The organism is Caecibacter sp. AF58-12pH5A (assembly GCF_027681725.1).
Lineage (GTDB): Bacteria > Bacillota > Negativicutes > Veillonellales > Megasphaeraceae > Megasphaera > Megasphaera hominis.
Genome location: NZ_JAQDBC010000032.1, coordinates 1 through 26,120 on the forward strand (window position 1 = coordinate 1; position 26,120 = coordinate 26,120).

Genomic DNA, 26,120 nt, shown 5'->3' on the forward strand with positions numbered 1-26,120 from the left:
ACGGTTAAAGTAGGCGACGCAGTAGAAATCGTTGGCTTGGCTGACGAACCGAAGAACACTGTAGTAACGGGCGTAGAAATGTTCCGTAAACTGCTTGACCTCGCTGAAGCTGGCGACAACATCGGCGCTCTGCTCCGTGGTGTTGACCGTAAAGAAATCGAACGTGGCCAGGTACTTGCAAAACCGGGCACGATTCATCCGCACACGAAATTCAAAGCTCAGGTATATGTCCTGACAAAAGATGAAGGCGGCCGTCATACACCGTTCTTCAACGGCTACCGTCCGCAGTTCTACTTCCGTACAACCGACGTAACTGGTGTAATCCAGCTGCCGGAAGGCACAGAAATGTGCATGCCTGGCGATAACGTCAAAATGGACGTTGAATTGATCACACCGATCGCTATCGAAGCCGGTCTCCGTTTCGCTATCCGCGAAGGCGGCCGTACAGTTGGCGCCGGCGTTGTATCCGAAATCGAAGGCTAAAAACCTTATGTAATACACGCCATCCCCTTTGCAGTCTGATAACTGCAAAGGGGATTTTTTGTTTTACTATCAGGCAGACCGAGGGAAATGACCTGCCGGGTTATTGCAAATTTACTAATATTTTTGTTATAATAAGAGTGTAATTTTATATAATATAATAATATATACAAAAAGTAAATGCTTTTTATAATTAATTTATAACTAAAGCGTACGAAATGGATTACATGGAGGTGTAAAAATGGATATGAGTGACCGCTTCCTGGGCTGCATGCTCGGTGGGGCTACAGGCGATGCCTTAGGCTATATTATCGAATTTGACGATTTATATACGATTCATAAAAAGTTTGGCTCCTATGGCCTGCGGACTGTTCTCAAACTTGAGTCAAATGACCGCAAAGGCATTATCTCTGATGATACGCAGATGTCTATTTTTACAGCTGACGGTCTCTTATGGGCTGCGCACGATGACCTGGCGCCACGGGAGGGCTTATATCGTTCCTATATGCGCTGGTATTATACGCAGACCAAAGAATTGGTCAGTCCCGATCAGGCCGATTGGATGAAACAGCAGGACCATGAAAGAGTCTGGAATTATAATGTCATGGAAGAACCGGATCTCTATGCCCGGCGCATTCAGGGCAAAACCTGCCTCAAGGCTCTGGCAGAAAATGATTGCCCGGAACGTAAGTATGCTAATAATAATAGTAAAGGCTGTGGTTCTATCATGCGTGCTGCACCGGTAGGCTTATATTATGCAGGCGATCCGGAAAAAGCCTTTCTTGTAGGCTGCCAGGCCGGCAGTCTGACCCATGGTAATCCGTCAGGATACCTCTCGGCAGGTATGCTTAGTGCCTCTGTTGCCCTCCTTAGCGAAGGCAAGCCTCTGGTTGAAACGATACCGGCAGTACTGCGGATCCTGCAAAAACATAAGTATTATGAAGATGTAAAAAGTGCTGTTGTCCGGGCTGTCGATGAAGCCGTGACTGACCGGGAACCGTGGCGGGCTATGAAACGGATCGGTCAGGGCTGGGTAGCTGAAGAGGCATATGCATTGGCCCTCTACTGCCTCTTAAAGACAGAAAAGCTGAAGGATGCCGTCATCATGGCTTGCAATCAGGATGGGGATAGTGATTCCTGTGGTGCCGTATGCGGCAATATGGCCGGGACTATGTATGGCGCTCAAGCTGTGCCACACAGCTGGCTGCAAAAACTGGAATGCAGTGATTTGCTGACCCGCCTGGCAGATAATCTGCTGCAGGCAAATTTACAGCGTAATTGAGGCAGCTTCTCTTGACCAGGTCTCTTGACAGGCGTTTGCTTTTCTATATAATGAATAAATAGATAGGTTAATCGCTGTGTGCAATAACTATTGCGAACATCGCAACAGATGTGGAGGAATACTATGATAGAATCGATAGACCGGGCACTATGCATTTTACATTTATTTATTCAATATGAAACGCCTCTGAGCGTAACGGAAATCAGTAAAAAGCTGAATCTCCATAAAAGTACTGTCAGCCGTACCTTGGACACACTGGAACAGCATGACTTTGTCCGTAAAAGTGAAGAAAATGGCAAGTACTGGCTGGGTCTGGAACTCTATTCTCTGGGCATGTTATTTAAGGAAAAACAATCGATTCAAAAGATTGCCTATCCGTATGCCAAGGCATTGGCTTTAAAATGTGACGAAGGCGTTCACATGACAGCACTGACACGGATTGATGGCCCGTATCCACAGCATGTCATTTTGGAAAAAATAAAATCGAGTCACTCCATTGATGTAGCCCCGCCTGTAGGTGCCGTGCGGCCCAGCTATTGTGCGGCTTCAGGCAAATGTCTCATGGCCTATTCGGAAGACTATGTGAAAAAGTATATAGGCTGTGATTTGAAGCGCATGACTGAATATACGATTACCGACTGGGACGACCTCTTGGAAGAATTAAAGAAGATACGCAGTCAGGGCTATGCTGTGGAACGGGAAGAAGTGGAAAATGGCATGACGTGTATAGCAGCACCTATTTTTTTCCAGGGAAAGATTGTGGCAGCCATTAGCGTATCCGGATCTATTTCCCGTATTACAGAAGAAACGATGCCTTCCCTTATCCGGGAAGTGCAGAAAACGGCCCAAGAGATTTCCCAGGCATTGACGAGTATGTAAAATTGTATACTGCTTAGAAGCGCTGACTTCTATAAGTCGGATCCGTCCACTTGACGACCTAGTCTTTTATGATAAAATGGTTATGGACGCTTATGCTTTTTGTATATCCTGTTGCCCCGTACAGAAGTATCTATCTTTTTGTTCGGGGTAACACTATTATAGGATGCAATATATCAGAATAACTAGAATATGAGGCGAATAACTATATGATCCAAACGCAGGTGAGCAATGCTGCAACCACTATGAACACAGAAAAACATCCATACAAAACGCGGGAAGGCGGAGCTACCGTTACTATCTTTGTACCGTATAATTGCCGTAATCATTGCCCTTTTTGTATCAATAAGGCAGAGTACGCCCATCCGGAAGGTTTTTCAGTAGAAAAGATTTGTGCCAGTATTAAACGGATGAATGAGATTACACCGTATTGTGATTTCGTCTTTACCGGCGGAGAACCTTTTGCTAATTTGGAAGCCTTACAGGTCATGCTGGATGAAATTCCGGCGACGCACAAGGTATATATCAATACGACACTGCCTGTCTTTGAATTTCAGAGTGAAGACGATATTGTCAAATTTACAGAACGGAACAAGGATAAGATTACGTGCATCAATGTGTCCCGCCATATGCAGCACTATGTAGTGGAATCAAATGATGATTTATTAGGGCGCTTGGCTGTACCGTTCCGTATTAATTGCGTATTGTATAAAGACTATCCGGCGCGGGAACTCGTCCCATATCTTGACCGGTTCTATAAGATTCCCGGCGCGTCTGTACAATTCCGCTTTGACTATACGGCGACGACGCCGGATAACCTGTATGAGGAAAAAGGCGATAAGATTCTTCATGATTTGAAGAAAATTGCAACCTATACGGGGCTGGATGGCTGCCGTATGCGCTGTGGTTTCCACTTTGACTATAAGGGCATGGAATTGACCTATCACAAAACCTTGCCGTACAGCACGATCGTGGAAACGGATCCGGTAACCGGTGTAACGTATAATATCCTATATGATATCCTGATTAAACAAACGGGTGCTATCCATTCTGACTGGGATGGCACTGTCATGGATGTAGATGCCTATGCGAATGTAACCTATGAGCCCTATGATTTAAAATGGCTTCAGCGATACCGGCCGCAGAACGGCTAACAGGCTGGCAACCATCCTGAGAGAAGATTTGGGGTAATGACGGGGAACGCTTCTGTCATTACCCTATTTTTTTGTCTTTTTTCTAGCGGACGTTGTCCGTGCGCAGAGGATTTGATTTGTTGCGTAACCATTAGTACATGGTTTATACACCTCCCCTTTGGATTTCTATCGCCCATATGCTTTGTTATATATCATATTACTCTATTTCATGATTGTTATTTTATTCAAAAAAGGGTATTCATCCCCCACCTATAGAGGATAGCAGTCTTCTGCCCAGGTATGATAAAATAGGTTTACGTGAATGGATAGGTCCAATTTTTTATAGAAAGAAGGAACGGCTATGGCGGTTACGGTTCTCTTCGGCAAGGCCGGCAGTGGCAAAACAGAATACTGCTTTTCGCAAATTAAAGCCTGGGCAGACCAAGGAAACCAGGCGATTCTCTTAGTGCCTGATCAGGCAACCTATAGTGTAGAACGGCGTTTTGCCGCGTCTACGCCAGGCCGGGGCTTTATGGGAACCCAAATTTTTGGCTTTTCCCGCCTGGCCTTTCAAGTGTTTCAGGAACGTGGCAAAGAACACGAATCTTTATCTGAGCTATCGCGGCACCTCATCTTGCAGCGGCTGCTGCGGCAGTACGGGGAAGAATTGACTGTCCTTAGGACAGCGGCACAACAGCCCAATTTTGTGACAACTATGGGCCAGTTTCTAATGGAATGCCGCTCTTTCTGTATTACGCCGGAAGATTTGAAGCAGGCTGCAGAAACCTTGGATAGTCTCACTTTATCACATAAGCTGGCAGATATTTCTATCTTGTACGAAAAATATCTGGCCTTTTTGTCAGACCATTTTGGCAGTGTTGATGATACGCTGACCTTGCTGGCAAAGGAATTGCCGGATTACTCGTTTTTGCAAGGAGCCCGCGTCTGGGTAGATGGTTTCCAATGGTTTACACCGGAGCAGCTCACAGTTCTCGAGGTGATCGAACAGCATGCCGTATCCCTGACGATTACTCTGGCAATGGATGCCAAACATTTGCAACGCCAGTCACTGGATACGGCGCTCTTTCATCGTCCCTGGGATGTGTACCGGACGCTGCGCAAGGTTTTTCCCCAATTGGAAACAGAAACGCTGCCTGATCCGGAGGTTACAGGCGTAAGGCGCTTTACAGATGGCTTTTTTGAGCCTGTACCGGCTGTACAGGATGTACCTGTAGAGGAAGTTATCGTTTCGGAATGTCTGGACAGAAATACAGAAATCGATGCCATTGCCCGGCGTATTTCGCGCCTGGTCCGGCATGGGTACCGCTATCGTGATTTTCTCGTTCTGACTCGTGCCAGCGGTCTCTATGATACGATTGCAGAACGTATTTTTCCGGCCTACGGTATTCCCTGTTTTACAGACTATCGGCGGCCTATGCTGTCCCATCCGGCCGTAGCCGTCGTGTCTTCGCTCTTGGCTCTCCTGCGCTCTAATTGGTCTCATGAATCGGTATCCCGCCTGCTCAAAACGGATCTGTTCCCCCTATCCCGGCATGAAGTAGATATTCTGGAAAATTATTGCCTGGCTAACGGAATTACAGGCCGTCATTGGCTGCGCGATGCTGCGTGGACCTACTATTATCGCCCGTATTTTCAGACCGGGGACAAGGCCGATAGCGAAACAGAAGAGGCGCTGGCAGAAATCAATGGCCTGCGCCAGCGTGTACGCGATCTGGTAATTCCCTATTGGCAGGCGGCACAGAAGGCAAAAACCCTGCGTGATTGGTGTACCCTGTTGTATCAGTTTTTGCAGCACCTTGGCGTGCCGGACGTATTGCGCCAGTGGCGGCAGGACGATGACGCTGCAGGACGGACGTTAGAGAGCAAAGAGCATGAACAGGTATGGAAAAAGCTCTTGGCGTTTCTCAATGAAATCGTCACCCTTTGCGGTGCTGACGAGACAAATGTAGACGAATTTTCCCAAATGGTAGAGGATGGACTGGGGACTATGACCTTCAGCGTCATTCCGCCGACACTCGACCACGTTATGGTAACGTCCATCGAACGTGGCTACACGATGCGCGGCCGCATTGTATTTGTCTGTGGCCTTAATGATGGTGTCTTCCCCCAGCATAGTGGTGACGAAGGACTGCTGAATGATACGGAACGAAAGGCTCTGAATAGTGCCGGTTTTACCTTGGGGCCGGGCAGCCGATTCCGTTCTCTCCAGGAACGATTCCTCTTTTATCTGGCTGTCCACCGGGCCAGTGAACGCGTCTATTTGAGTTACGCCTTAGCCGATGAACAGGGAGATGCCCTGTCACCATCTTTGTGGATCCAGCAGCTCCTCGATAAGGGCTATGTTTCCGGAGTGCGGCGGGAAATGGATGAAATTACGTTGGCCACTGCACAGGATTATATTGTCTCCCTGCCGGAAGCCTTGAAATACCTGCCAGTCATGCTGCGTCCGGCTGTAGAGCAGGAACCGGTACATGATCTATGGTGGTCGCTCTACGACTGGGCTTTGGCGCACGGCTATGGTACGGCGGCCAGACAGGCTGTACAAGGTTTGTTCTATCATAATAAGGCCCGTATATTGCCCCAGCCCATTGTACGCGGCCTCTATGCACCTAAAGGAAAGATTGTCGGTTCAGTCACCCGCTTTGAAAGCTACAGGCAATGTCCTTTTGCTTATTTTGCCCAATACGGCTTGAAGCTGGAAGAACGACGGCTGCAGCGCTTTACGGCCCCTGACCTGGGCGTGCTCGTTCACGAAGCACTGCGGCGTATGGGCGCCTGGCTCCTTCAGGATGGGCGGCAGTGGCATGATTTGAAAAAAGAAGAAATAGCGCCCTTGTGTCTGCAGGTGGTAGAAGAATTATCACCGCATATTCAGAACGATATTCTCATGTCCAATGCCTACTTCGTACAAATTAAAGGACGGCTTATTCAAGTGCTCATCCGGACAGTAAGCCGTCTTTGTGAATTTAATGCTGTTTCCAATTTCCATATGGCTGCTGTAGAAAAAGGCTTTGGCCGTGGCGCCGAGGCTTGGCCGGCCTTGGAATTCAGCCTGCCTAATGGCATAGACGTTATTGTCACGGGGCAAATCGACCGGGTAGACACGTTTTGTGAAGATGGCGTTACGTATGTCATCATTATCGATTATAAATCGGGCCATACGGTTCTCGATTTGGGGAAAATCTATACAGGTCTTGAATTACAGCTCTTGACCTACATGGATGTGGCCTTGCGCAATACCCAGCCTCCGGCGTTGCCGGCAGCTATTTTGTACTGCTATGTACGCAGCAAAAAACAAACGGCCAACTCCCTGCTGGACCGGACGGAAAAGGAAGAATTGTACAATAAGGAACACCGGATGAAAGGCTTTTATCTGGATAATCCGGAGCTCATGGCCAGCCTGGATACGTCTATGGAAAAGGCGTCGTCCTTTGTGAATCTGAATGTCAAGAAGGACGGGACACTGACGACCTCCTGGAATACGGTATATCCTGCGGAATGGTGGCTTAGCGCCTTAAAGCTGGCAGAAAAACGTATCTTTCATATTGCCGGCCGCATGGCCGCCGGTGATATTTCTATTATGCCCCTTTTGCTGAAGAATCAGAGCCGTTGTACCTACTGCGCGTATCATGCTGTCTGTGCCTTTGACCCGCATACGCGCGACAATTGCTACGAACTCGTAGCAAATTTCAGTGCTGATGAACTTATTGCGCGCATTAAGCAGGAAGGAGATGAAAAACATGGCCTGGACTAAGGAACAACAGGCGGCCATTGATAGCCGCCAGCAAACCCTGCTATTGTCAGCCGCAGCCGGTTCCGGCAAAACGGCCGTCTTGGTCGAACGGATTATCCGCCGCCTCCTCGATGCTAAGCAGCCCCTTGATATTACGGAAATGCTCGTCGTTACGTTTACCAAAGCGGCGGCTGCAGAAATGCGGGAACGTATTGCCGCAGCGCTGGCAAAAGAACTGGCCAGTGGCAATACGGTCATGGCAGAACGGCAGCTGGCGCTCATGCCTTCGGCTCATATTTCAACGCTCCATTCCTTCTGCCAGTTTGTCATCAAACGGTATTTCTATCGTATCAATATTGATCCCAGTTTTACTGTTGCCGGCCAGGAAGAGCTGATCCTGTTGCAGCATCGCGTATTGGAAGAGCTCTTTTTACAATATTATGAAGACGAACAGAAGGCCCAGGTTTTGTATCCCCTGGCAGAAATGTTTGGCGACGAACATGGCGACGAAGCGCTCATGGATGAAATTATCCGCTTATATACCTTTTCCCGCAGTTCGCCCTGGCCGGACTATTGGCTGGAACAAAGTGCGGCTAATTATGATCTGGGACCTCAGACTACCATTGATGATTTGCCGTGGTGTCAGCCGATTATGAGCTATGTCAAGGTACAGCTGGCGTCGTGTATCCGCCGCTTGCACGAGGCGATTGACAGCCTGGCTTTTTCGGTCCGCCTCGATACGGGCCGTGAACAGATGGAAGCAGAATGCCAGATGCTACAGAATGCGTACGATCAAGAAACCTGGCTGGGTCTGCGTCTGGCTATGAAGGCGATACAATTTACACGTATTGTATCCCTGCGCAAACTGGAGGCACCGGAAAAAGACCGCTGGGACTACTGCAAGGATATTGTGCGCAAAGAAGTAAAAAATCAGGTTAACACCTTAGTAGAAACCTTTTTTGCCGGCACCGATGAAGCGTGGCTTGCGAGTCTCCGGGCGTTGCAGCCCTATGTCAAAGGGCTGGTGCAGGTAACCTGCGACTTTGCTGCAGCCTATGGGGCAGCCAAGAAAGAAAAGGGCTGGGTCGATTTCAACGATTTGGAACACTTGTGTCTCCAGATCCTGCGTGATCCTGCGTCGACGCCGGACCATGTCATTCCGTCGGCAGCGGCAGAAGAATTGCGACAGACTTTTCAGGAAGTACTTATGGATGAATATCAGGATACCAATGGCGTACAGGAAATGATCGCCCAGCTCGTATCCAGGGAAAACAACCGCTTCATGGTCGGCGATATCAAGCAGAGTATTTACCGCTTCCGCTTGGCCGATCCCACCTTGTTTTTATCGAAATACCAGGCGTATAGCCGCGATCCGGCAGCGGTTCAGCGCTGTATTGATCTGGCACGCAATTTCCGCAGTGACGAAACGGTCCTTGCGGCGGTGAACGAACTCTTTGAAAATGTAATGACCGAAACCTCTGCCGGCATGACCTATGGAGAACGGGAAAAGCTCTATCCGGGCCGGCCGCCCTGTACGGATGAACGCTGGCTCGGCGGCACCGTAGAGGTACATCTGCTGGACCGGGACAGTACGGACTTTGCCGATGAGCTGCGCCGGGCGAACAGTGACGAAGCAGCGCTAAAAGAAAATGTAGAAATGACGAACCTTGAAAAGGAAGGCTGGCTCATTGCCCAGCGCCTGCGGGCCCTGTATGATTCAGGCCGCTGCGTCCAGCGCAAGGATGGTACGCTGGAACCTCTTTCGTGGCGCCACATGGTCATCCTCTTGCGTTCTGTAAAGGATAAAGCCCAGGTTCTTTCCCAAGTCCTGCAGGCTGCCGGCATTCCTGTGTATGCCGATGAAAACGGCGGCTATTTTGCGGCCATTGAGGTCCAGGTGATGTTGTCTCTCCTGCGCTGTATCGATAATCCTGAACAGGATCTGCCTATGGCAGCGGTGCTGCGCTCTCCCTTAGTCGGCCTGGATGAAACAGAATTGTCGGCCCTGCGTCTTGCCGGTCCGTCTACGCTTTGGCAGAATCTGCCTGCCTATATAGAGGGCCTGGCTGATTCCGAACGGGCAGCGATATTGCAGGCGTTTTGCCAATCTCTGGAAACGTGGCGTACCTTCAGCCGCCGCAACAGCGTAGCCAAGCTGCTCTACCAGATTTATCAGGATACGGGCTATCTGCACTTCGTCGGCGGTATGCCCGGCGGGGCTGTACGGGAAGCGAATTTAAAGGCCCTGTACGAACGGGCCCGGCAGTACGAAGCTGCCGGTTATCGCGGCTTGTTCCGCTATCTGCAGCTCATTGACCAGATGCAGGACGATGAGATTGACCTGGCGCCGGCTAAGGTCTTGGGAGAAGGAGAAGATGTCGTCCGTATCTTGTCCATTCATAAGAGCAAGGGCCTCGAATTCCCAGTGGTCGTCATTGCCGATATGGGCAAGCAGTTTAATGAACGGGATTTGTCCCGGGATATTTTGCTGCATCAGACCTTGGGCATAGGCCTCAGGCAGTTTGACAGTGAGTGGCGTATTTCGACACCGACCTTCATTTGGAATGGTCTGAAAGCACAGCTGGGCTGGGAAGGACGGGCGGAAGAACAGCGTATTTTATACGTTGCTATGACCCGGGCCAGGGACAAACTGATTATGGTAGGCAGTGTCAACCATTTGGAAACGACGTGGGAACATTGGCAGCAGCATTTGGACCCGGCCCAGGGACGCACGTATTTGGATTGGCTCATGCCCCTTTTTGCCGGCCAGGACGAATGGCAGGAAATGGATAAAAGCGTCCTCAACGGCTTAGATGGAACGTGGCGCCGTGGCCTTTGGCAGGTAACGCTGCATCGTAGTGTTACGCCACAGGCAGTGGCAGAAAGGGAGAGCGAAACGGATTCTCTCCTGGCTAGTGTGCAGGCTGGCAAGCCTACAGGTATTGCCTGGCCGGCCTGGTTCGATAAGACGCTGTCCTGGCAATATGACTACCCACAGGCTACTCACACGGCTGCCAAATATTCTGTATCGGAAATTAAAGAGCAGTATCAGCGCCGCCTCTTTACAGAACTGGCAGAGGCAGAGGAACTGGCTGCGCCGGGAGCAGGAACGGAGCCGCAAGATGACGACGTATTTGCCGAACTGCCGCCGTGGCTGCAGGAGGAAGAAGACCAGGTTACCGGTGCCCGTCGTGGCACGGCCATGCATAAGGCCATGCAGCATTTGCAGCTGCAGCATGTACTGACGCTGGAGGACCTGCAACAACAGGTACAGCAGTGGCAGGAACAGGGCTTTTTTACGGCTGAAGAGGCAAAGCTCTTACGCTTGCCGGAATTGCTGTCGTTCTGCCAGTCCCCCCTGGGGCAGCGCATGGCTGCATCGCCCCAGGTACACCGGGAATATCCTTTTAGTGTACTCTTGCCGGCCCGGGGGCTTCTGGCTGATGCAGAGGCGGGGGAAGAAATACTGGTACAGGGCATTATTGACTGCCTCTTTAAAGAAGGCGATGCGTGGGTTCTCGTCGACTATAAAACAGACCACCTGGAGACGGAAGAAGCCTTTCGCCAGCGCTATGCTATCCAGCTGGATATTTACAAAGCGGCAACAGAGCAGATCAGTCACTGCCCTGTGAAAGAAACCTATATTTACAGCTTGCACTTAGGCAAGAGTATTTCTTTGACCTGAAAGGAGAAAAAACGTGGGTGTATTTGATATTATCGGGCCCGTCATGATCGGACCTTCCAGTTCCCATACAGCCGGGGCTGCCCGAATTGGTCTGATGGCCCGGAAAATCTTGCATGATGAACCGGCAGCAGCGACGCTGACCGTATACGGCTCTTTTGCAAAAACGTATAAAGGGCACGGCACAGATAAAGCACTCGTAGCTGGCCTTCTGGGCTTTTCTGCCGATGATACGCGGTTGCGCAATTCCTTTGAGCTGGCAGCAAAAGAAGGGTTGCAAATTACACTGCAGCGTTCTGATGCGGAAGTGAACCATCCGAATACGGTGCGCATTGCCATGACGGGAAAACACGGGGCCCAGGCGGAAGTACTGGGTGTGTCTCTTGGCGGCGGCAAGATCGAAATTCGTGAGATCAATGGCTTTGATGTATCTCTTAGCGGCGAAGAACACACGCTGATTACACTGCACCATGATCAGCCTGGGATCATTGCCCAAGCGACGACCATTCTGGCTATTGGACATATTAATGTGTCTAACATGAAGGTCTTCCGCAGTGGTAAACACGCAGATGCCGTGATGATTGTTTGCACAGATAGCCCCGTGCCGGAAGAAATCATCAATCTGATCCGCAATATTTCTGCGATCAAAAGTGTTGTTACCTTGTCGCCGTTATAGGAGGATGTCATGTACGAATACGAATATAAATCACTGGCCGAATTACAGGCGCAGGCGGAAAAACATAAGCTGACCCTGGCCGGTGTCATTGTCCATCATGAAATGGAAGCAGCTGAAGAAAGCGAAGCTGTCATACGGCAGCGCATGGCTTCCAGACTGGCCGTCTTTCGGGAATCCATCGATGCCGGTCTTTCCGATACGGGTACGTCCGTAAGTGGTCTCGTCGGTGGCGATGCCGATAAAATGGCCCACACAGAGGCCAAACTGCTAGGTTCTATGGCCCGTAAGGCAGAAGTATATGCCTTGGCTGTCAGTGAGGCTAATGCCAAAATGTTTAAAGTCGTCGCTTGCCCGACAGCCGGTTCCTGCGGTATTGTGCCAGCTGTACTGACGGCTGTAAGTGAAGCACTGGGAACGTCAGAAGACGCTAACGTAGACGCTTTATTTACGGCAGCCGGAATCGGTGAGGTCGTGGCCCGCAATGCCTGCGTGGCCGGGGCTGTAGGCGGCTGTCAGGCTGAATGTGGCACGGCAGCTGCTATGGCTGCGGCTGCAGCTACGCAGCTGGCTGGTGGTTCTAACGATGCCATCCTGCAAGCGATGGCCTTATGTATGAAAAATACGCTCGGCCTGGCTTGTGATCCTGTTGCCGGCCTGGTTGAAGTGCCTTGTGTCAAACGCAATGCCTGCCTGGCAGTTATGGCTCTTGCAGCAGCCGAAATGGCACTGGCCGGCGTGCGCAGTATGATTCCGCCCGATGAAGTTATCGAAGCCATGGCGGAAATTGGCAGGATGATGCCGGTAGCGTTAAAAGAAACCTCTGATGGCGGTTTGGCACGGACGCCTTCCGGAATCGCGGCGGCCAAGCGCTTGGAGCAGGAAATGAGAAATGCGTAAATGAGACATAAAAAATCCCCCATCACGAGATGGGGGATTTTTAAAGAGCTGATCATTTTTCCGCTGCGACCGGATGAACAGTTACGCTGCTCTTTTCATGTACTTCTACGGTGGTTCTGGCAAATGCCGGCTTGCCCTCTAAACGACGGAAAATAGCACGGCATAAACTTGTTGAAACAGGAGCTGTTTTCGGCTGACGTGCGAAAGCAACGATCAACTCGCACTCAAACTGGCTCAATTCAACACATTTCTGCTTCATGTACGGATCATCCCTTTAATAAAAATTTACCCTGCACTGTAATTGTTTACATATACATATATTCTACTATAAAGGCTATTCTTTGACAAGAACGGAAGCGGCGTTTTTACTAGCCACTTTTTAGGCAGTGTGTTACAATAAGAGACACGCAACGACGCGATGAAAGGAGACAGGATATGCGCTGGCAAATAGAAAAGAAATTGACGGATCAGCTTGATCGGGAAACGGGCTATGTGCGGTATCCCTTTGGCAGCCGTCATACGATGGCCATCTGCTACCCCAATACGTATGAAACGGGCATGAGCAATCTGGGGCTGCAAATCATTTATCAGCAGGTCAATGGGCGTGGCGACTTTCAATGTGAGCGGGCCTTTCTTCCTGATAAGGACCTGCAAAAGCTGTACGACAAAGACCACATTCCCTTGCTGACGTTGGAAAACCAGCGGCCTCTCTGTGATTTCGAAATTATTGGTTTTTCTATTAATTTTGAAATGGATTATTTTAACGTGCCATTTATTTTGGAACAAGGCCGCGTGCCTGTAGAAGCGGCTAAGCGGCAGGATGATGATCCCTTGGTCGTCATGGGCGGCCCTGTAGCTTTCTTTAATCCTGAACCCTTGACACCTTTCATTGATGTCTGTCTCGTAGGAGAAGGGGAAGACCTGATCCATGCCTTTTTGGATGCCTGGCTGGCAGCGAAGGCCGAACCGGGAATGACCCGGCAGAAGCTCTTACAACGACTGGCACAGGTGGACGGTGTATACGTACCTTCACTCTACACGCACGTATATAATGAGGACGGTGAATTGACAGCTATCGTGCCGGAAGCAGGCGCGCCGGAGCATGTACGGCGGCAGTGGCACGAACTGACAAAGCCTGGTGAAACGGTTATTGCAACGCCTGATACGGAATTTGGTGCCATGTACCTCATTGAAATTGCCCGGGGCTGTGGCCGGCATTGCCGTTTCTGTATGGCCGGTTATTGTTACCGGCGGCCGCGCGTACGGCCCCAGGAATACGTCAAGGAGGCTGTCCTGCGAGGCAAGAAACTGGGCAAGAAAATAGGTCTTATGGGCGCGGCTATTTCCGACTATCCCTACATTGACGAGCTGGTTACCTTTATCCGTGACCAGGGGCTGGCCTTTTCTTGTGCCTCCCTGCGGGCCGATTCGATTACGCCGACTATCGTCAAGGGGATTGCGGAAAGTGGACAGAAAACGATTACCCTGGCGCCGGAAGCAGGCAGTGACCATTTGCGCAATATCATCAATAAGGGGATTAACGAGGAGCATCTGCTGCACTCCATTGATCTCTGCACGGCAGCGGGTATTCATAAGGTGCGTATGTACATCATGATTGGCCTGCCTTGGGAAACAGATGAAGATATACAAGGTATTATCGACATGACACACCGCGTACGGGCTCATATGGACGCTATTGGCAATAGTGCCGGGATTACCCTGAGTATCAATCCGTTTATACCCAAACCGATGACGCCCTTCCAGTGGATGGCCATGACCGATAAGAAAACGGTAGAAAAACGCTTGGATCATATCCGTAAAGGATTGGCACATGATAAACGCATCGAAATTTTGGCTGAACCCTTGCGGCAGTGTTACATCCAAGGCGTACTTTCTCGCGGTGACCGGCGCGTAGGCCAGCTTTTATTACTGGCCCACACCTATGGCGGAGTTAAAGGCTGGAAACGGGCTGCGAAAGAAATGCACTTCGACGTCGATGCTTTCTTATATACGAAGCGTCCGGAGCAAGCACTGCTGCCCTGGGATACACTCGACAATGGCCTGGTGCCGGATTATTTGACGCAGGAACTGCGTCAGGCTGAAAAAGGGGCCTATACGCGGCCGTGCTTTGATGGCTGCCGCCGTTGTCATATTTGTGGAGGTAACTGATGGGAACACGTTGGCTTGAACACGCAGATGGCCTGGCTTGGGAAGAAAGCGAACTCCTTCATCAGGCTGGCTTATGTCATGGCGCCACCGGCCGCAACGGCGGTGTTAGCCAGGCACCGTATCATTCATTAAATCTGGCGCTGCACGTTGGCGATTCCATACAGGCTGTGCTGGAAAACCGGCGCCGCCTCTGTGCTCATGCAGGTGCCAGCCTGAATCAGCTGACAACAGCCCAGCAGGTTCATGCTGATCATGTCGTCGCCGTAGGAAAAGCGGAAATCGGCCGCGGTGCCGGCAGTTATGCCGACGCGTTCGCCCATACAGATGCGCTCATGACGAATGTGCCGGGAGCCATGCTCTTTTTGTGCATTGCCGATTGTGTACCGGTCATCCTGTTCGATCCGGTCCAAAAGGCCTGTGCTGTCGTCCATGATGGCTGGCGCGGTACGGCTGCCCGTCTGGCTGCTAAGACAGTGTTTGCTATGGAAAGCGTCTATGGCTCGCGGCCGGGAGACATCCTGGCCTATGTAGGCCCGTCCATTTCACGGTCCCATTTTGCCGTCAGTGAAAGCACGGCTGATGCTTTTCGCCAGCTGGGGAAAAACTACGCTGCCTGTGTGTATACGACGGACGCCGGACAGATACAGGTGGACCTTTGGCAGGCCAACCGGCAATTGCTCGTCGACGCAGGTGTACAGGCGGAGCATATCGATGTGACTACAGCCTGTGCCTATGAAGAGGCAGACCGTTTTTACTCGTATCGCCGGGACCACAGTATTACCGGACGGATGGGAGCGTTTGCTATGCTGACGCCGGGGAGGTAAAAGACGAGCGAGTTTTTTTTAAAAGGTAAGCAAAACTACTAGCATTTATCTGTTGTAGTATATATAATAAAATAAGTGCTATATTTTACAGATACAACGGGGGGATATAGTTGATTAAAGAAAATCTTGAAACAATACGAACACGTATGGCCGAAGCTGCCGCCCGGGTACATAGAACCGATGAAATTACGTTGATTGCCGTGACGAAAAATCATCCTGTAGAATGCATGATAGAAGCAGCGGCGTGTGGCGTTACTGATGTAGGTGAGAACCGCGTACAGGAAGCACTAGGGAAAATGGAAGCATTTCCCGATAATCACTTGACGTGGCATCTTATCGGCCATTTGCAGACGAACAAGGCAAAGCAAGCTGTAGCCCATTTTGATCTGATCCATTCCATCGATTCGGAGCATTTGCTGCGGGCCGTTGACAAAGAAGCCGGAAAAATCGATAAGGTACAGGATATCCTGCTACAGGTCAATGTGGCACGGGAAGAACAGAAATCAGGCGTGGAAGTAGAAGAGTTCCCCCAGCTTTGTGAATTGGCAAAGGAAATGCCCCATGTCCGGGTACGCGGCCTCATGTGTATGGCACAGAATACAGAAAATCTGGAAGAAGTCCGTCCTGTTTTCCGCATTGCTCATGCGCTGTATGAAGATATGAAGAAGAAATTTTCTGAAGGTCAGATCTGTTATTTATCGATGGGCATGACACATGATTTTGAAATAGCAATCGAAGAAGGGGCCAATATGGTGCGTGTAGGGACTGCCATTTTTGGGCCACGTAATTATTAAGGAGGATAATAACAACCATGGCATTAAAGGGATTAAGAAGAATGTGGAACAACGCAGTAGGCAAAGTAGGCGGCGGTGTAGATGATGACGATATCTACGAAACGGACGAAGACTTTGAAGAAGACGACGAAATGGAAGAAGAACCCCGTCAATCCCATCGGGCAGTAGCACAAAGCCGGCGTCCTGCTTTGGGAGCGGCACAGATGGAACGGCCCTTAAAGATGATGATTGTCGAACCGGAGTCCTTTGACGATTCCCAGAGCATTGCTGATTTCCTGCGGGACCGCAAACCGGTTGTTATCAATTTTGAAGGTACCTCGCCGGATACATCCAAGCGGGTTGTCGATTTTGTCAGTGGCGCAACGTATGCCCTCGACGGTAATATCCAAAAAGTTGGCAAGGATATCTTTCTCTGTGTACCCAGCAATGTAACTGTAGATCACAGCAAACATGAATACGGTGATTTTACAGCCCAGCTGGCCTGGAAGGATTCTGAAGGCGGCAATCAAAAGCAATAAGAGATGTGAGGCGTTTGTGTGAAAAATCGAGACAGAATAATTCGATACTATAAAGGGACGGACAATGGTGAGCTGGCAGCACGGCTGATCGATCTGGCAGAAAACACGGAAAAGGGACGACCCTATGCGGTGAGTGAATTTGTCTCGCCAGGTGCTGTGCAGATTGGCGAAACGATCCAGGCTTCTGCTCCCGGACTAGTGCTAAAAGTATCCGGTGGCTATCAGGGGGCAGAACGGGTTCGTCTGGCTTTTGTGCGCGATGACTATGCAGGTCCTGTCGATTTTGGCATCGTGGCCTGCCGTGTCTCCTGGGATGCCCGGTACCGGCTACTCAGCCATCGCGACGTATTGGGATCGCTTATGGGTCTGGGTATTGACCGGAGCCGTTTTGGTGATATCATTATGCATGATGATGGTGCTGTCATATTGGCCGAAGCGGCCTTATTACAGTATCTGAAACAAAACTTTTTGAAAATCGCCATGGTTCACGTCACGGTAGAAGAGATCCCTTTGTCTGATATTGCCCCGAAAGAAGAAAAGATTAAAGAGATAAAGACGACAGTTGCGTCGTTGCGTCTCGATGCGATTGCTTCGTCCGGATTTGGTATTTCCCGGACGAAAGCGGCAGAAGCCATCAAGGGAGAACGGGTACAGCTCAACTGGCAGCCTGCCAAGAGTCCGAGTCAGGAAGTACGCGAAGGGGATGTTATTTCCCTGCGCGGCAAGGGCCGGATGGAATTGGCGGAAATTACGGGCACGTCCCGTAAGGGCCGGATTGGCGTACTGCTGAAGCGTTACATATAGCAAGGCGGTTCCGAACGGCATAAAGCAGGCTATAAGCCGTCGGGAATTTAGGAGGAACATATCATGTTAACACCAATGGATATTCATAATAAGGAATTTAAACGCGGTTTTCGCGGCTATAGCGAAGAAGATGTAGACGCCTTTATGGACGACCTGGCCGGCGACTATGAAAAGGTATACCGGGAATACTGCGAGTTAAAAGAAAAATGTGAAAAACTCCAAGATAAGCTGGCACAGTATGAAAAGATGGAAGCTACGATGAACAGTACGCTTATGCTGGCCCAGCAAACTGCAGAAAATGTAAAAGTATCAGCCCGCAAGGAAGCCGATTTAATTTTACAGGAAGCAGAAAATAAAAAGAAGAAAATGATGGACGAAACGACGCTGAGCCTGCAGAAAACACAGCAGGATGTGGATAAGATGAAGGCTCAGATCAATACGTTTAAAGCGAAATGCCGCAATATCCTGTCCAGCCAGCTGCGCTTGTTGGATGATATCGTTCCTGATGAAGAACTGGAAAGCACCACTGCATATGACGCTGCGGCAGCACCGGAAACTAAAGCGGAAGAACCGGCTGAAAATAAGGCGGAAGGAAAAGCCGCAGAATAATTGAACTTACACGGGTATGCTCTCTTTCGTAGCTGACTATCAGGCAGCAGGTTAGGGAGCGTATTTATTTTTCACGGACTACAGGCAGGAAAGGAGTACCGATGATGAAACGTATGGGACTGCTGCTAGTTGCGCTGGCTCTTTGTGCCGGTAGTACGGTAATGGCGTATAATCCGTATGCACCGAATCCTTTTGCTGCCATAGAACAGCACAGCTGGGAATATACGTATGCCAGGGATTTGACAAAGGCCGGGCTGACCGGTGCAGATATGTCGAAATTTTCGCCGGCTTATGAACTGAGCCGTGTAGAATTACGGGATATGATCGCTACGGCGTTGCAGAACCGGGCACGTGCTACAGCAGCACAACAAAAAGAAATTGATAAATTGGCAGAGGAATATGCTGATGATTTAACTTATACAGATAAAGCAAATACTGTAACGAAGGAAGAACCGGCAGGTATTCCTTTCGACTGGAGGCAGGGAACAAATGACAGCAACACCAAAGTATCCGATTAAGATGATCGCAATTGACTTAGATGACACGTTGATCCGTGATGATACAACCGTATCGGATTATACGCTGCAGACGATTAAGAAAGCACAGGACAAAGGCATTCATATCATGATTGCGACAGGCCGTATGTATGCGACTGCCAGCCCCTATGGCCGTATGCTTGGTCTGGGTGATATTCCGATGATGCTCTTTGGCGGCGGCCTTATTCAGACGCTGGAATCGAAAAAAATTCTTTACAGTCATCCCATCCCCCAGGCTGATGCAGCACAGGTTCTGGCCATGGCAAAGGAAAAGGGCTGGATGATGCAATCGTATATTGATGACGTCTTACGCGTAGCTACGTATAATCACTGGGTCGCAGACTATGAACGGATTACCCATTCTCATGCCGTCGTTTGCGGCGATGCCTTTTACACTCCACAGGGCGCACCGGACAAGCTCTTGTCCTGCGATGAACATGAAGAATTACTGCGCCGCGCTGAAGAAATAGAAGCCGCCATGCCCGGGAAATTTGATATTATGTGCTCCAAACCCACGTTCCTGGAAATCGTGCCCAAGGGGATATCAAAGGGCGTTTGCTTACAACGGCTGTGCGATATTTATGGAATCACGACAGATAATGTTATGAGCTTTGGCAATGGCATGAACGACCTGCCAATGCTGGTAGAAGCCGGCTTCGGCGTAGCCGTCGCCAATGCTGTACCGGAAGTACGTAAAAAGGTAGATTATGTGACTGCATCCAACAATGAAGATGGCGTAGCAAAGGCTATTGAGAAATTCGTCTTATAAAGGAGGTACCTTATGGACCCGTTTCACCTGATAATTATTACCGGCATGTCAGGTGCTGGCAAGAGCCAGGCCATGAAAGTGCTGGAAGATATGGGATATTTCTGTATTGATAACCTGCCTCCTGTATTGATTCCGAAATTCGCGGAATTGTGCGTCAAGGGAGGCGAACGGGTTCGTCACGTTGCACTGATTGCCGACATCCGGGGCGGCCAGTTTTTTGATGCGATGGCCCAGGCGCTGCAGGAATTGGAAAAGCAGAGTGTTTCCTATGAAATTCTCTTTATGGAAGCATCGGATAAGGTACTGATAAACCGCTATAAAGAAACCCGGCGTATCCACCCGCTGGCCCAGCATGGCCGGATCAGCCAAGGCATTGCTGAAGAACGGGAACGCCTGGCTATGCTGCGCAACCGGGCTGATTTTATCATCGATACGAGTAATTTGAAAACCAGCCAGCTGCGGGATATGCTGCGCAAGCGCTATGCCTTCGGTACAGGCCGGAAAACCATGACCGTGACGGTCGTTTCCTTTGGCTTTAAGCATGGTATGCCTATTGATGCGGATATAGTAGAAGACGTCCGTTTTCTGCCCAACCCGTTCTACGTCGATGAATATCGCCATAAGTCAGGCCGTGTGCCGGCTGTGCGCGATTATGTGCAGGGCTTCCAGGTAACGCAGACCTTTAAGGAAAAATGGTTTGACATGATTGATTTTCTCCTGCCCAACTACGAACGCGAAGGCAAGAGCCAGCTCGTCATTGCCGTAGGCTGTACCGGTGGCATGCACCGCAGCGTTTGCATGGCTGAAGAAATGTATCGCCATTTGAAAGAAGCCGGTGTCGATGTCAATATTGAACATCGGGACCTTAGCAAAAATGACGTAGAAGAAGACGCGCCGGGTTACGAAAAGGAAGACGTATAACGGGAGGTGTCATATCGTGCATTTTTTTAAGTGGCTTCATCCCGGCCTGCATATCAAACGCTGGCTGTTTCTCTTCGGCCTGGGCATGATGTGTACCAGCTTCGGTATTGTCCTGACCTTTAACTATCAATGGATCGGGCAAATCGAAGAGTGGACCTTCCGCATGCTCTATGAAGCGACGGGCCATTATAACTATACGGTTCTGGCCAGTCTGGGCATCGTCATCCTGATCTTGGGGATTGTCGTCATGGGCTGGTCGACACGCCGGCTGATCCGGACGATGCTGGACGTAGTCGTACCGAACGAGTCCGGGAATATCAGTGAACTGATCCTTTCCAATCTAAAATTGACGAAGGGACCTAAAGTAGTCGTCATCGGTGGCGGCACGGGTCTTTCGGTTATGCTCCGGGGCCTTAAGACCAAAACCTATAACCTCACGGCTGTCGTTACTGTGGCCGATGATGGCGGGTCGTCCGGGCGGATACGCCAGGATCTGGATATCATAGCCCCTGGAGATTTACGCAACTGTCTTGTTGCCATGGCTGATAAAGAAGGTCTCATGGAAAAACTTTTTGCCCATCGCTTTGGCGGCAGTGGCAATTTGACCGGTCACAGCTTCGGCAATCTTTTCATTGCCGCCCTCATTGAAGTACTCGGCGATGTAGAAGGGGCCATGGATGCGACGAGCAAAGTATTAAAAGTGCGTGGCAAGGTGATTCCCTCGTCAGCCGATAAAATCCTCCTCAACGCGGAAATGGCTGACGGTACGATTGTGCAGGGGGAATCACAAATTCCAAAAGCACGGGAGCACGGTAAAATCAAACGTGTCTTTACGACGCCGGAAAAGCCCCGGGCTATCCAATCTGCTGTCAAGGCGATTAGTGATGCAGACGCTATCGTCCTGGGACCGGGGAGTTTGTATACGAGTATTATGCCGAACCTGCTGGTTCCGGAAATTGCTGCGGCTATCCGCTCCAGCTCGGCTAATAAGATCTATATCTGTAATGTCATGACCCAACCGGGGGAAACCGATGACTATACTGTATCCGATCATATTAAGGCCATCGAACGGTATGCCGGCGGCCCTATTATAGATTTCGTCATGGCCAATAACGGTGACATTGATACGGCTATTTTGCAGCAATATGCTGCAGCCGGACAGCATCCCGTCATCATTGATAAGCGGGAAATCAATGAAACCGGTGCGACACTGATTCAGGCCGATCTGGTGGATCATGAGACTGGCGCCACTCATAACACAAAAAAATTGGCCAACGTTCTCTTTGATCTGATCAATGCCTTGCGCACAGACCTTTCACCGGAATTACTCCATTACTATTTGAAACGATATAATCTCAAACACCCAAGGAGGTGAGCCCCTTGTCTTTTGCCGAAGAGGTAAAAAATGAAGTTGCTCACATGGACTCAGAGGATGCCGCCTGTCGCACTGCCGAACTGGCGGCACTGTTGTGTATGGGCGGTTCGTTAATCCTGGGCTCAGGTGGAGCTGTAGGACTGGAATTCAGTACAGCCAACAACGCTGTCGCCCGGCGGGCTCTGTCTATGTGGCGTAAATCCTTTTCTATTCGTCCGGAAGTCCTCGTGCGGCAAGGACTACGGTTGCGGAAAAAAAATTACTATATCTTACGTGTGCCTCCTAGCGCCGCCAGTACGGCGTGCTTACAGGAGCTCGATCTCTTTCCGGCCAGTGAAGCCCTGCAAGGAATGGCTTTGCGGCGTGATGACTGCCGCCGGGCCCTGCTTCGCGGTGCGTTTATGGGCGGCGGCTCTGTCAACCGGCCTCAGGGAGATTATCACCTGGAACTGGTAACGGAGAATAAAGGCTTTGCCCGTTTATTGCTAAAACTGATGCATCATTTTCATTTATCTGCTAAAATGACAGACAGGAAGGGAGCCTACCTCGTCTATATTAAAGACGGCAATGGCGTTTCTACCTTTTTGCAGCAAATCGGCGCTGACCAGGCGTATCTGAAGTTTGAAAGTGTCCGTGTGATTAAGGATATGCGCAATAATGTAAACCGCGTCGTAAACTGCGAAACGGCAAATTTACAGAAAACTGTAGACGCAGCCGTACGGCAGACCCGGGATATTGAAGTCATCCGCCAGTCCGGAAAATATCGGAAACTGTCCTTGCGTTTGCAAGAAGCAGCCGAATTGCGGCTGGCTAATCCGGAAGCGACCATGGGTGAATTGGCAGCTATGTCAGGACTGACCAAATCGGGCCTTTCGCATCGTTTCAAAAAAATAGCAGATATTGCTAAGGAGATAGAGGAATTACATCATGAGGAAAACAAAGATCTTACATAAACTATTCTTGGCCTGTGCAGCTATTTTGCTGCCCCTTGGCGTGTCCCAGGCCCGTACGTATTCAGCCGATGATCCTGCTGTGATGGCGGAGGTAGTGCGCAGCCGTATGCTGCCCATTGCGATGACGGCACCGCGGGATACAGGGACACTGCTCTTTTCGGACAGCCCGGAATATGCGGAACAGGACGGCATTTTGTATGTCGATAAAGTTAGTGGTGATGTGCGCCTCTATTTTTATCATGTAAACCAAAACAAATATCCCCGCAAGATTGTCGTCATGGCGTACAATCCGTCGTCAGAAGCGAAGGATCTTACTTTAGGCGGTGTGTATTATGCCAAACCGGAAACGTCCTATTATGATGTAGGAAAGGAACTGTCTACCTTATATTACGAAGGCCATCCGACGTTTAATAAGATTACAGTTCCGCCTTTTGGCTATGCTGTCGTAGGGGAAAAGCTCAATCACATTATCGTGCAGCCGGATCAGCTCTTTTCAGGCATCGTCAATGTATCAACCGATGCAGACATGCACATTTCGGCTGTCATCATGCCGGCGGCTGCCGACCCCGTTGATTTTATAAAGAAACAGCAGTATCTTGCCAGCGATGCTGTGAAATTGCGGGGTACATTTCCTGGCATGAACCGTCTCCTAAAGACACTGATTCCTTATTCAACCAGTGAAGGAATCGGCTATATCGTCATTGCCGACGGCCGTCAGGACCGTTTTCTGCGCGGCTATGATGCCATCGATAACCGTCTTTCTGAGGATGTAGGCAACTATGGTCTCGACTATACGATTGATGCCAAAACCAAAGGAGAAGGAAATCTCCACTTCTACTTTAACTCTCAAGGCGGCGAATATGCCGGCGTTGCAGAAATCAGTTATCTGGATGGGAAGCAGGGACAAGTCAACAAGATTGTCGAATTGCCGCGCAACAGCTTGACGATGGGCTATAATGACGCGTATGCTATGGAATATTTGGACTCTGTCAAAGCGGGCACGGAGGTGACGATTCATCTCATGCCACCAGGCGCTGCCAATTTGCCGGTACGCATCCTGGTTGTACCGGATACGGCACTGCAGGCAGCCGTCAATACGGTACAGGCAGAAGAACAACGGCGTCAGGAAGAAGCAGCCCGCCGGGCAGCAGAAGAACAGCGCCGCCAGCAGGCACAGCAGCAACAGCAAGACCAGAAGAATAATAAAGACCATGCAAACACGCAGGCAGGAGAGGGCAAAGACAACAGTCAGCCTCTGATCAGCCATCGTTTCTGGCACGATGACGATCCGACATCTAAATAAAAACGAAAAAAGGCAGCGCCTCAGGCGCTGCCTTTTGTGTAAGATAAAGTTTAGTTCTGGTTTTTCGGTTCTTCGCCAAACCATTTTTTGTAGATCTTGTTGTACGTACCGTCTTTTTTGAATTCGGTCAGTGTATCGTTGATTTGTTTCAAGAGTTCCGGTTTGTCCTTGCTGACGGCCATAGCAACACCACGAGAGGTGACCGGTTCGCCGACGATCTTGATCTTGTCGGCACCGCCGTGATTAATATAATCCTGGGCAACGGCCATATCGATCGAGATGGCGTCCACTGTGCCGGCTTCCAGTTCCATCCAGCCCTGGCTGTTCGTGTCAAACTGTTTCAAGACAGCACCATGGTCAGCAGCGATTTCGCCAGCCTTGGCACCTACCTGAGCGCCGACGGTCTTGCCGGCAATGCTGTCATAGCCCGTAATGGTCGTGTTGTCTTTCTTAACAACGATGACATACCCGCCGTGATAGTATACGTCCGTGAAGTCGACCTGTTTTCTCCGGTCCGGTGTAGCATCCATACCGGCAGCGATGACGTCGATCTGGCCGCTGCGCAGAGCAGGAATCAGGGCATCAAAGCCGATATTCTTGATTTCCATCTTATAGCCCAGTTTGTCGCAAATTGCCTGCATGAGGTCAATATCGAAACCGACGATTTTGTCGTTTTCAACGGATTCAAATGGCGGGAAGGTTGCTTCCGTACCGAGAATTAATGTCTTCTGGTCCTTAGCGGCATCTTTTTTGTCTGTGGAACCTGTGCCACCACAGCCGGTTATTAAGGTAACGGCGGCGAGGGAGGCGGCGATCATAGCGGCGTATTTCTTATTCATTGTCAGTCACTCCTTCTGTGAGGAATCAGATCCTCATATATAAATGTACTTGAATTAAAGCCGGCACAACTCACTGAGGTCACTCATAATCTGTATATGAGGCCGGTCAGAAAATGCGGCAGCCGGCGTAGCACCTGTCGTTACGGCAGCAAAGTCAACACCACTGTTGACTGCTGTGTCAGCATCGATCAGGCTGTCGCCGATATAGAGAATATCGGCAGGCTGCAGATGAAACTGCTTTTGTACTGCTTGTATGCCATAGGGAGCAGGTTTGGCCTCAGGCACATCTTCAATGCCCACAACCAGATCGATGAGTGGTTCCATGTGTTCCCGTTCGAGCGTCTGATTGATGCGGTGCCGCGTCTTTGTGGAAACAATACAGCAGAGGGCACCCTGTTCTTTCAGATATGTCAGAACAGGCTTCGTTTGCGGGTACAAGTGGGTGTTTGGTGTCATGTGATAATCGGAGTAGTTTACTTTATAAAGACGAATTAAACGAGCCAAACGGCCTTTATCTGTTTCTCCTGTCAAAATCGACATGGCATCAAACATAGTTTTACCAATGGTACTGCAAATCTTAGCCCTGGGAACAGGAGGATACCCTTCGTCGCGGAGCAGCATTTCGAAGCACATGACAATGCCTTGTTCCGAATTGACCAAAGTATAATCGAAATCAAATACGTAGGCCTTATACACTGGGGACATGCTCCTTCCTTCCCCGAAATCAGGGATATACCATACAATAAGAACAAGTTCATTCATAATTATACATAGGATACGCACTAAAGACAAGACATTTCCGTTGCTCTATAAGAAAAAAAAGAAAAATATTGCTTGACAGGTATGGCATTCAGTACTATAATAAACAAGCTGTTGAACGAGAGGGAAACGAAATGAAACGTTTCAGTCTTTCTCTTTCAAAAGTT

23 protein-coding genes are annotated in these 26,120 nt (G+C 49.9%); 20 read left to right on the forward strand and 3 right to left on the reverse strand.

Annotated features, from left to right (window positions below; genetic code table 11):
• The 8 genes from PGX44_RS11300 to sdaAA form a co-directional block, all read left to right on the forward strand.
• Positions 1 to 483 (forward strand): EF-Tu C-terminal domain-related protein (locus PGX44_RS11300; RefSeq protein WP_498855261.1); only part of this gene is annotated, 483 nt, incomplete at its 5' end.
• Positions 484 to 721: 238 nt separating this feature from the next.
• Positions 722 to 1,762 carry an ADP-ribosylglycohydrolase family protein gene (locus tag PGX44_RS11305; RefSeq protein WP_498855458.1) on the forward strand — a complete coding sequence of 347 codons (1,041 nt, stop codon included), beginning with the start codon at positions 722 to 724 and terminating at the stop codon, positions 1,760 to 1,762.
• A gap of 123 nt (positions 1,763 to 1,885) precedes the next feature.
• Entirely contained in the window at positions 1,886 to 2,641 is a 756-nt protein-coding gene (locus PGX44_RS11310) for an IclR family transcriptional regulator (protein ID WP_498855459.1), read from the forward strand.
• A 242-nt stretch (positions 2,642 to 2,883) separates the two neighbouring features.
• The gene (locus PGX44_RS11315) at positions 2,884 to 3,792 is read left to right on the forward strand and encodes a 4Fe-4S cluster-binding domain-containing protein (protein ID WP_186504224.1); all 909 of its coding nucleotides are present in this window, start codon (positions 2,884 to 2,886) and stop codon (positions 3,790 to 3,792) included.
• Positions 3,793 to 4,132: 340 nt separating this feature from the next.
• The gene (locus PGX44_RS11320) at positions 4,133 to 7,546 is read left to right on the forward strand and encodes a PD-(D/E)XK nuclease family protein (RefSeq protein WP_498855460.1); all 3,414 of its coding nucleotides are present in this window, start codon (positions 4,133 to 4,135) and stop codon (positions 7,544 to 7,546) included.
• Complete coding sequence (gene addA, locus PGX44_RS11325; RefSeq protein ID WP_498855461.1) at positions 7,533 to 11,210, forward strand: helicase-exonuclease AddAB subunit AddA; 3,678 nt, start codon at positions 7,533 to 7,535, stop codon at positions 11,208 to 11,210. Before PGX44_RS11320 ends, addA begins: the two co-directional genes overlap by 14 nt.
• Before the next feature lie 13 nt (positions 11,211 to 11,223).
• Entirely contained in the window at positions 11,224 to 11,883 is a 660-nt protein-coding gene (sdaAB, locus tag PGX44_RS11330) for an L-serine ammonia-lyase, iron-sulfur-dependent subunit beta (protein ID WP_498855462.1), read from the forward strand.
• Positions 11,884 to 11,892: 9 nt separating this feature from the next.
• The gene (sdaAA, locus tag PGX44_RS11335) at positions 11,893 to 12,780 is read left to right on the forward strand and encodes an L-serine ammonia-lyase, iron-sulfur-dependent, subunit alpha (protein WP_498855463.1); all 888 of its coding nucleotides are present in this window, start codon (positions 11,893 to 11,895) and stop codon (positions 12,778 to 12,780) included.
• A 52-nt stretch (positions 12,781 to 12,832) separates the two neighbouring features.
• Here the strand turns inward: sdaAA and PGX44_RS11340 are convergent, their stop codons facing one another.
• Complete coding sequence (locus PGX44_RS11340) at positions 12,833 to 13,039, reverse strand: hypothetical protein (protein ID WP_186504478.1); 207 nt, start codon at positions 13,037 to 13,039, stop codon at positions 12,833 to 12,835.
• Between the two features lie 176 nt (positions 13,040 to 13,215).
• Here PGX44_RS11340 and PGX44_RS11345 point away from each other — a divergent pair, with 176 nt between their 5' ends.
• The 12 genes from PGX44_RS11345 to PGX44_RS11400 all read left to right on the forward strand — a co-directional run bounded on the left by PGX44_RS11345 (position 13,216) and on the right by PGX44_RS11400 (position 24,355).
• Positions 13,216 to 14,949 carry a radical SAM protein gene (locus PGX44_RS11345; protein WP_498855464.1) on the forward strand — a complete coding sequence of 578 codons (1,734 nt, stop codon included), beginning with the start codon at positions 13,216 to 13,218 and terminating at the stop codon, positions 14,947 to 14,949.
• Complete coding sequence (pgeF, locus tag PGX44_RS11350; protein WP_498855465.1) at positions 14,949 to 15,773, forward strand: peptidoglycan editing factor PgeF; 825 nt, start codon at positions 14,949 to 14,951, stop codon at positions 15,771 to 15,773. The genes PGX44_RS11345 and pgeF overlap by 1 nt, the downstream gene beginning before the upstream one ends.
• Positions 15,774 to 15,883: 110 nt before the next feature.
• Positions 15,884 to 16,567, forward strand: a complete 684-nt coding sequence (locus PGX44_RS11355) for a YggS family pyridoxal phosphate-dependent enzyme (RefSeq protein WP_186504475.1) — start codon at positions 15,884 to 15,886, stop codon at positions 16,565 to 16,567.
• 17 nt (positions 16,568 to 16,584) lie between these two features.
• Positions 16,585 to 17,085 carry a cell division protein SepF gene (locus tag PGX44_RS11360; RefSeq protein ID WP_498855466.1) on the forward strand — a complete coding sequence of 167 codons (501 nt, stop codon included), beginning with the start codon at positions 16,585 to 16,587 and terminating at the stop codon, positions 17,083 to 17,085.
• A gap of 18 nt (positions 17,086 to 17,103) precedes the next feature.
• Positions 17,104 to 17,889: a YlmH family RNA-binding protein gene (locus PGX44_RS11365; RefSeq protein WP_186504473.1), complete on the forward strand. Its 786-nt coding sequence runs from the start codon at positions 17,104 to 17,106 to the stop codon at positions 17,887 to 17,889.
• A 63-nt stretch (positions 17,890 to 17,952) separates the two neighbouring features.
• Positions 17,953 to 18,498: a DivIVA domain-containing protein gene (locus PGX44_RS11370; RefSeq protein WP_186504472.1), complete on the forward strand. Its 546-nt coding sequence runs from the start codon at positions 17,953 to 17,955 to the stop codon at positions 18,496 to 18,498.
• A gap of 101 nt (positions 18,499 to 18,599) precedes the next feature.
• Complete coding sequence (locus PGX44_RS11375) at positions 18,600 to 19,016, forward strand: hypothetical protein (RefSeq protein WP_498855467.1); 417 nt, start codon at positions 18,600 to 18,602, stop codon at positions 19,014 to 19,016.
• Positions 18,988 to 19,803 carry a Cof-type HAD-IIB family hydrolase gene (locus PGX44_RS11380; RefSeq protein WP_498855468.1) on the forward strand — a complete coding sequence of 272 codons (816 nt, stop codon included), beginning with the start codon at positions 18,988 to 18,990 and terminating at the stop codon, positions 19,801 to 19,803. The genes PGX44_RS11375 and PGX44_RS11380 overlap by 29 nt, the downstream gene beginning before the upstream one ends.
• Before the next feature lie 12 nt (positions 19,804 to 19,815).
• Positions 19,816 to 20,724, forward strand: a complete 909-nt coding sequence (gene rapZ, locus PGX44_RS11385) for an RNase adapter RapZ (RefSeq protein WP_186504470.1) — start codon at positions 19,816 to 19,818, stop codon at positions 20,722 to 20,724.
• Positions 20,725 to 20,740: 16 nt separating this feature from the next.
• A complete protein-coding gene (locus PGX44_RS11390) occupies positions 20,741 to 22,099 on the forward strand; it encodes a gluconeogenesis factor YvcK family protein (RefSeq protein ID WP_498855469.1) in 1,359 nt (452 codons plus the stop codon).
• 5 nt (positions 22,100 to 22,104) lie between these two features.
• On the forward strand, positions 22,105 to 23,052 hold the full coding sequence (gene whiA / locus PGX44_RS11395) for a DNA-binding protein WhiA (protein WP_498855470.1): 948 nt from the start codon (positions 22,105 to 22,107) through the stop codon (positions 23,050 to 23,052).
• A complete protein-coding gene (locus tag PGX44_RS11400) occupies positions 23,027 to 24,355 on the forward strand; it encodes a hypothetical protein (RefSeq protein WP_498855471.1) in 1,329 nt (442 codons plus the stop codon). The genes whiA and PGX44_RS11400 overlap by 26 nt, the downstream gene beginning before the upstream one ends.
• Before the next feature lie 50 nt (positions 24,356 to 24,405).
• On the opposite strand, the gene PGX44_RS11405 is transcribed toward PGX44_RS11400, so the two are convergent.
• Together PGX44_RS11405 and PGX44_RS11410 are read right to left on the reverse strand one after the other, a co-directional pair.
• Positions 24,406 to 25,194, reverse strand: a complete 789-nt coding sequence (locus PGX44_RS11405; protein WP_186504467.1) for a basic amino acid ABC transporter substrate-binding protein — start codon at positions 25,192 to 25,194, stop codon at positions 24,406 to 24,408.
• Positions 25,195 to 25,248: 54 nt separating this feature from the next.
• Complete coding sequence (locus tag PGX44_RS11410; protein ID WP_498855472.1) at positions 25,249 to 25,899, reverse strand: HAD family hydrolase; 651 nt, start codon at positions 25,897 to 25,899, stop codon at positions 25,249 to 25,251.
• Positions 25,900 to 26,120: the final 221 nt, after the last annotated feature.

Excerpts from the sequence above, each read along its gene's own strand:
- PGX44_RS11305 (WP_498855458.1), top strand. The coding sequence starts at position 722 with ATGGATATGAGTGACCGCTTCCTGGGCTGCATGCTCGGTGGGGCTACA.
- PGX44_RS11310 (WP_498855459.1), top strand. The coding sequence starts at position 1,886 with ATGATAGAATCGATAGACCGGGCACTATGCATTTTACATTTATTTATT.
- PGX44_RS11315 (WP_186504224.1), top strand. The coding sequence starts at position 2,884 with ATGAACACAGAAAAACATCCATACAAAACGCGGGAAGGCGGAGCTACC.
- PGX44_RS11320 (WP_498855460.1), top strand. The coding sequence starts at position 4,133 with ATGGCGGTTACGGTTCTCTTCGGCAAGGCCGGCAGTGGCAAAACAGAA.
- addA (WP_498855461.1), top strand. The coding sequence starts at position 7,533 with ATGGCCTGGACTAAGGAACAACAGGCGGCCATTGATAGCCGCCAGCAA.
- sdaAA (WP_498855463.1), top strand. The coding sequence starts at position 11,893 with ATGTACGAATACGAATATAAATCACTGGCCGAATTACAGGCGCAGGCG.
- PGX44_RS11340 (WP_186504478.1), bottom strand. The coding sequence starts at position 13,039 with ATGAAGCAGAAATGTGTTGAATTGAGCCAGTTTGAGTGCGAGTTGATC.
- PGX44_RS11345 (WP_498855464.1), top strand. The coding sequence starts at position 13,216 with ATGCGCTGGCAAATAGAAAAGAAATTGACGGATCAGCTTGATCGGGAA.
- pgeF (WP_498855465.1), top strand. The coding sequence starts at position 14,949 with ATGGGAACACGTTGGCTTGAACACGCAGATGGCCTGGCTTGGGAAGAA.
- PGX44_RS11360 (WP_498855466.1), top strand. The coding sequence starts at position 16,585 with ATGGCATTAAAGGGATTAAGAAGAATGTGGAACAACGCAGTAGGCAAA.
- PGX44_RS11370 (WP_186504472.1), top strand. The coding sequence starts at position 17,953 with ATGTTAACACCAATGGATATTCATAATAAGGAATTTAAACGCGGTTTT.
- PGX44_RS11375 (WP_498855467.1), top strand. The coding sequence starts at position 18,600 with ATGATGAAACGTATGGGACTGCTGCTAGTTGCGCTGGCTCTTTGTGCC.
- PGX44_RS11380 (WP_498855468.1), top strand. The coding sequence starts at position 18,988 with ATGACAGCAACACCAAAGTATCCGATTAAGATGATCGCAATTGACTTA.
- rapZ (WP_186504470.1), top strand. The coding sequence starts at position 19,816 with ATGGACCCGTTTCACCTGATAATTATTACCGGCATGTCAGGTGCTGGC.
- PGX44_RS11400 (WP_498855471.1), top strand. The coding sequence starts at position 23,027 with ATGAGGAAAACAAAGATCTTACATAAACTATTCTTGGCCTGTGCAGCT.
- PGX44_RS11405 (WP_186504467.1), bottom strand. The coding sequence starts at position 25,194 with ATGAATAAGAAATACGCCGCTATGATCGCCGCCTCCCTCGCCGCCGTT.
- PGX44_RS11410 (WP_498855472.1), bottom strand. The coding sequence starts at position 25,899 with ATGTCCCCAGTGTATAAGGCCTACGTATTTGATTTCGATTATACTTTG.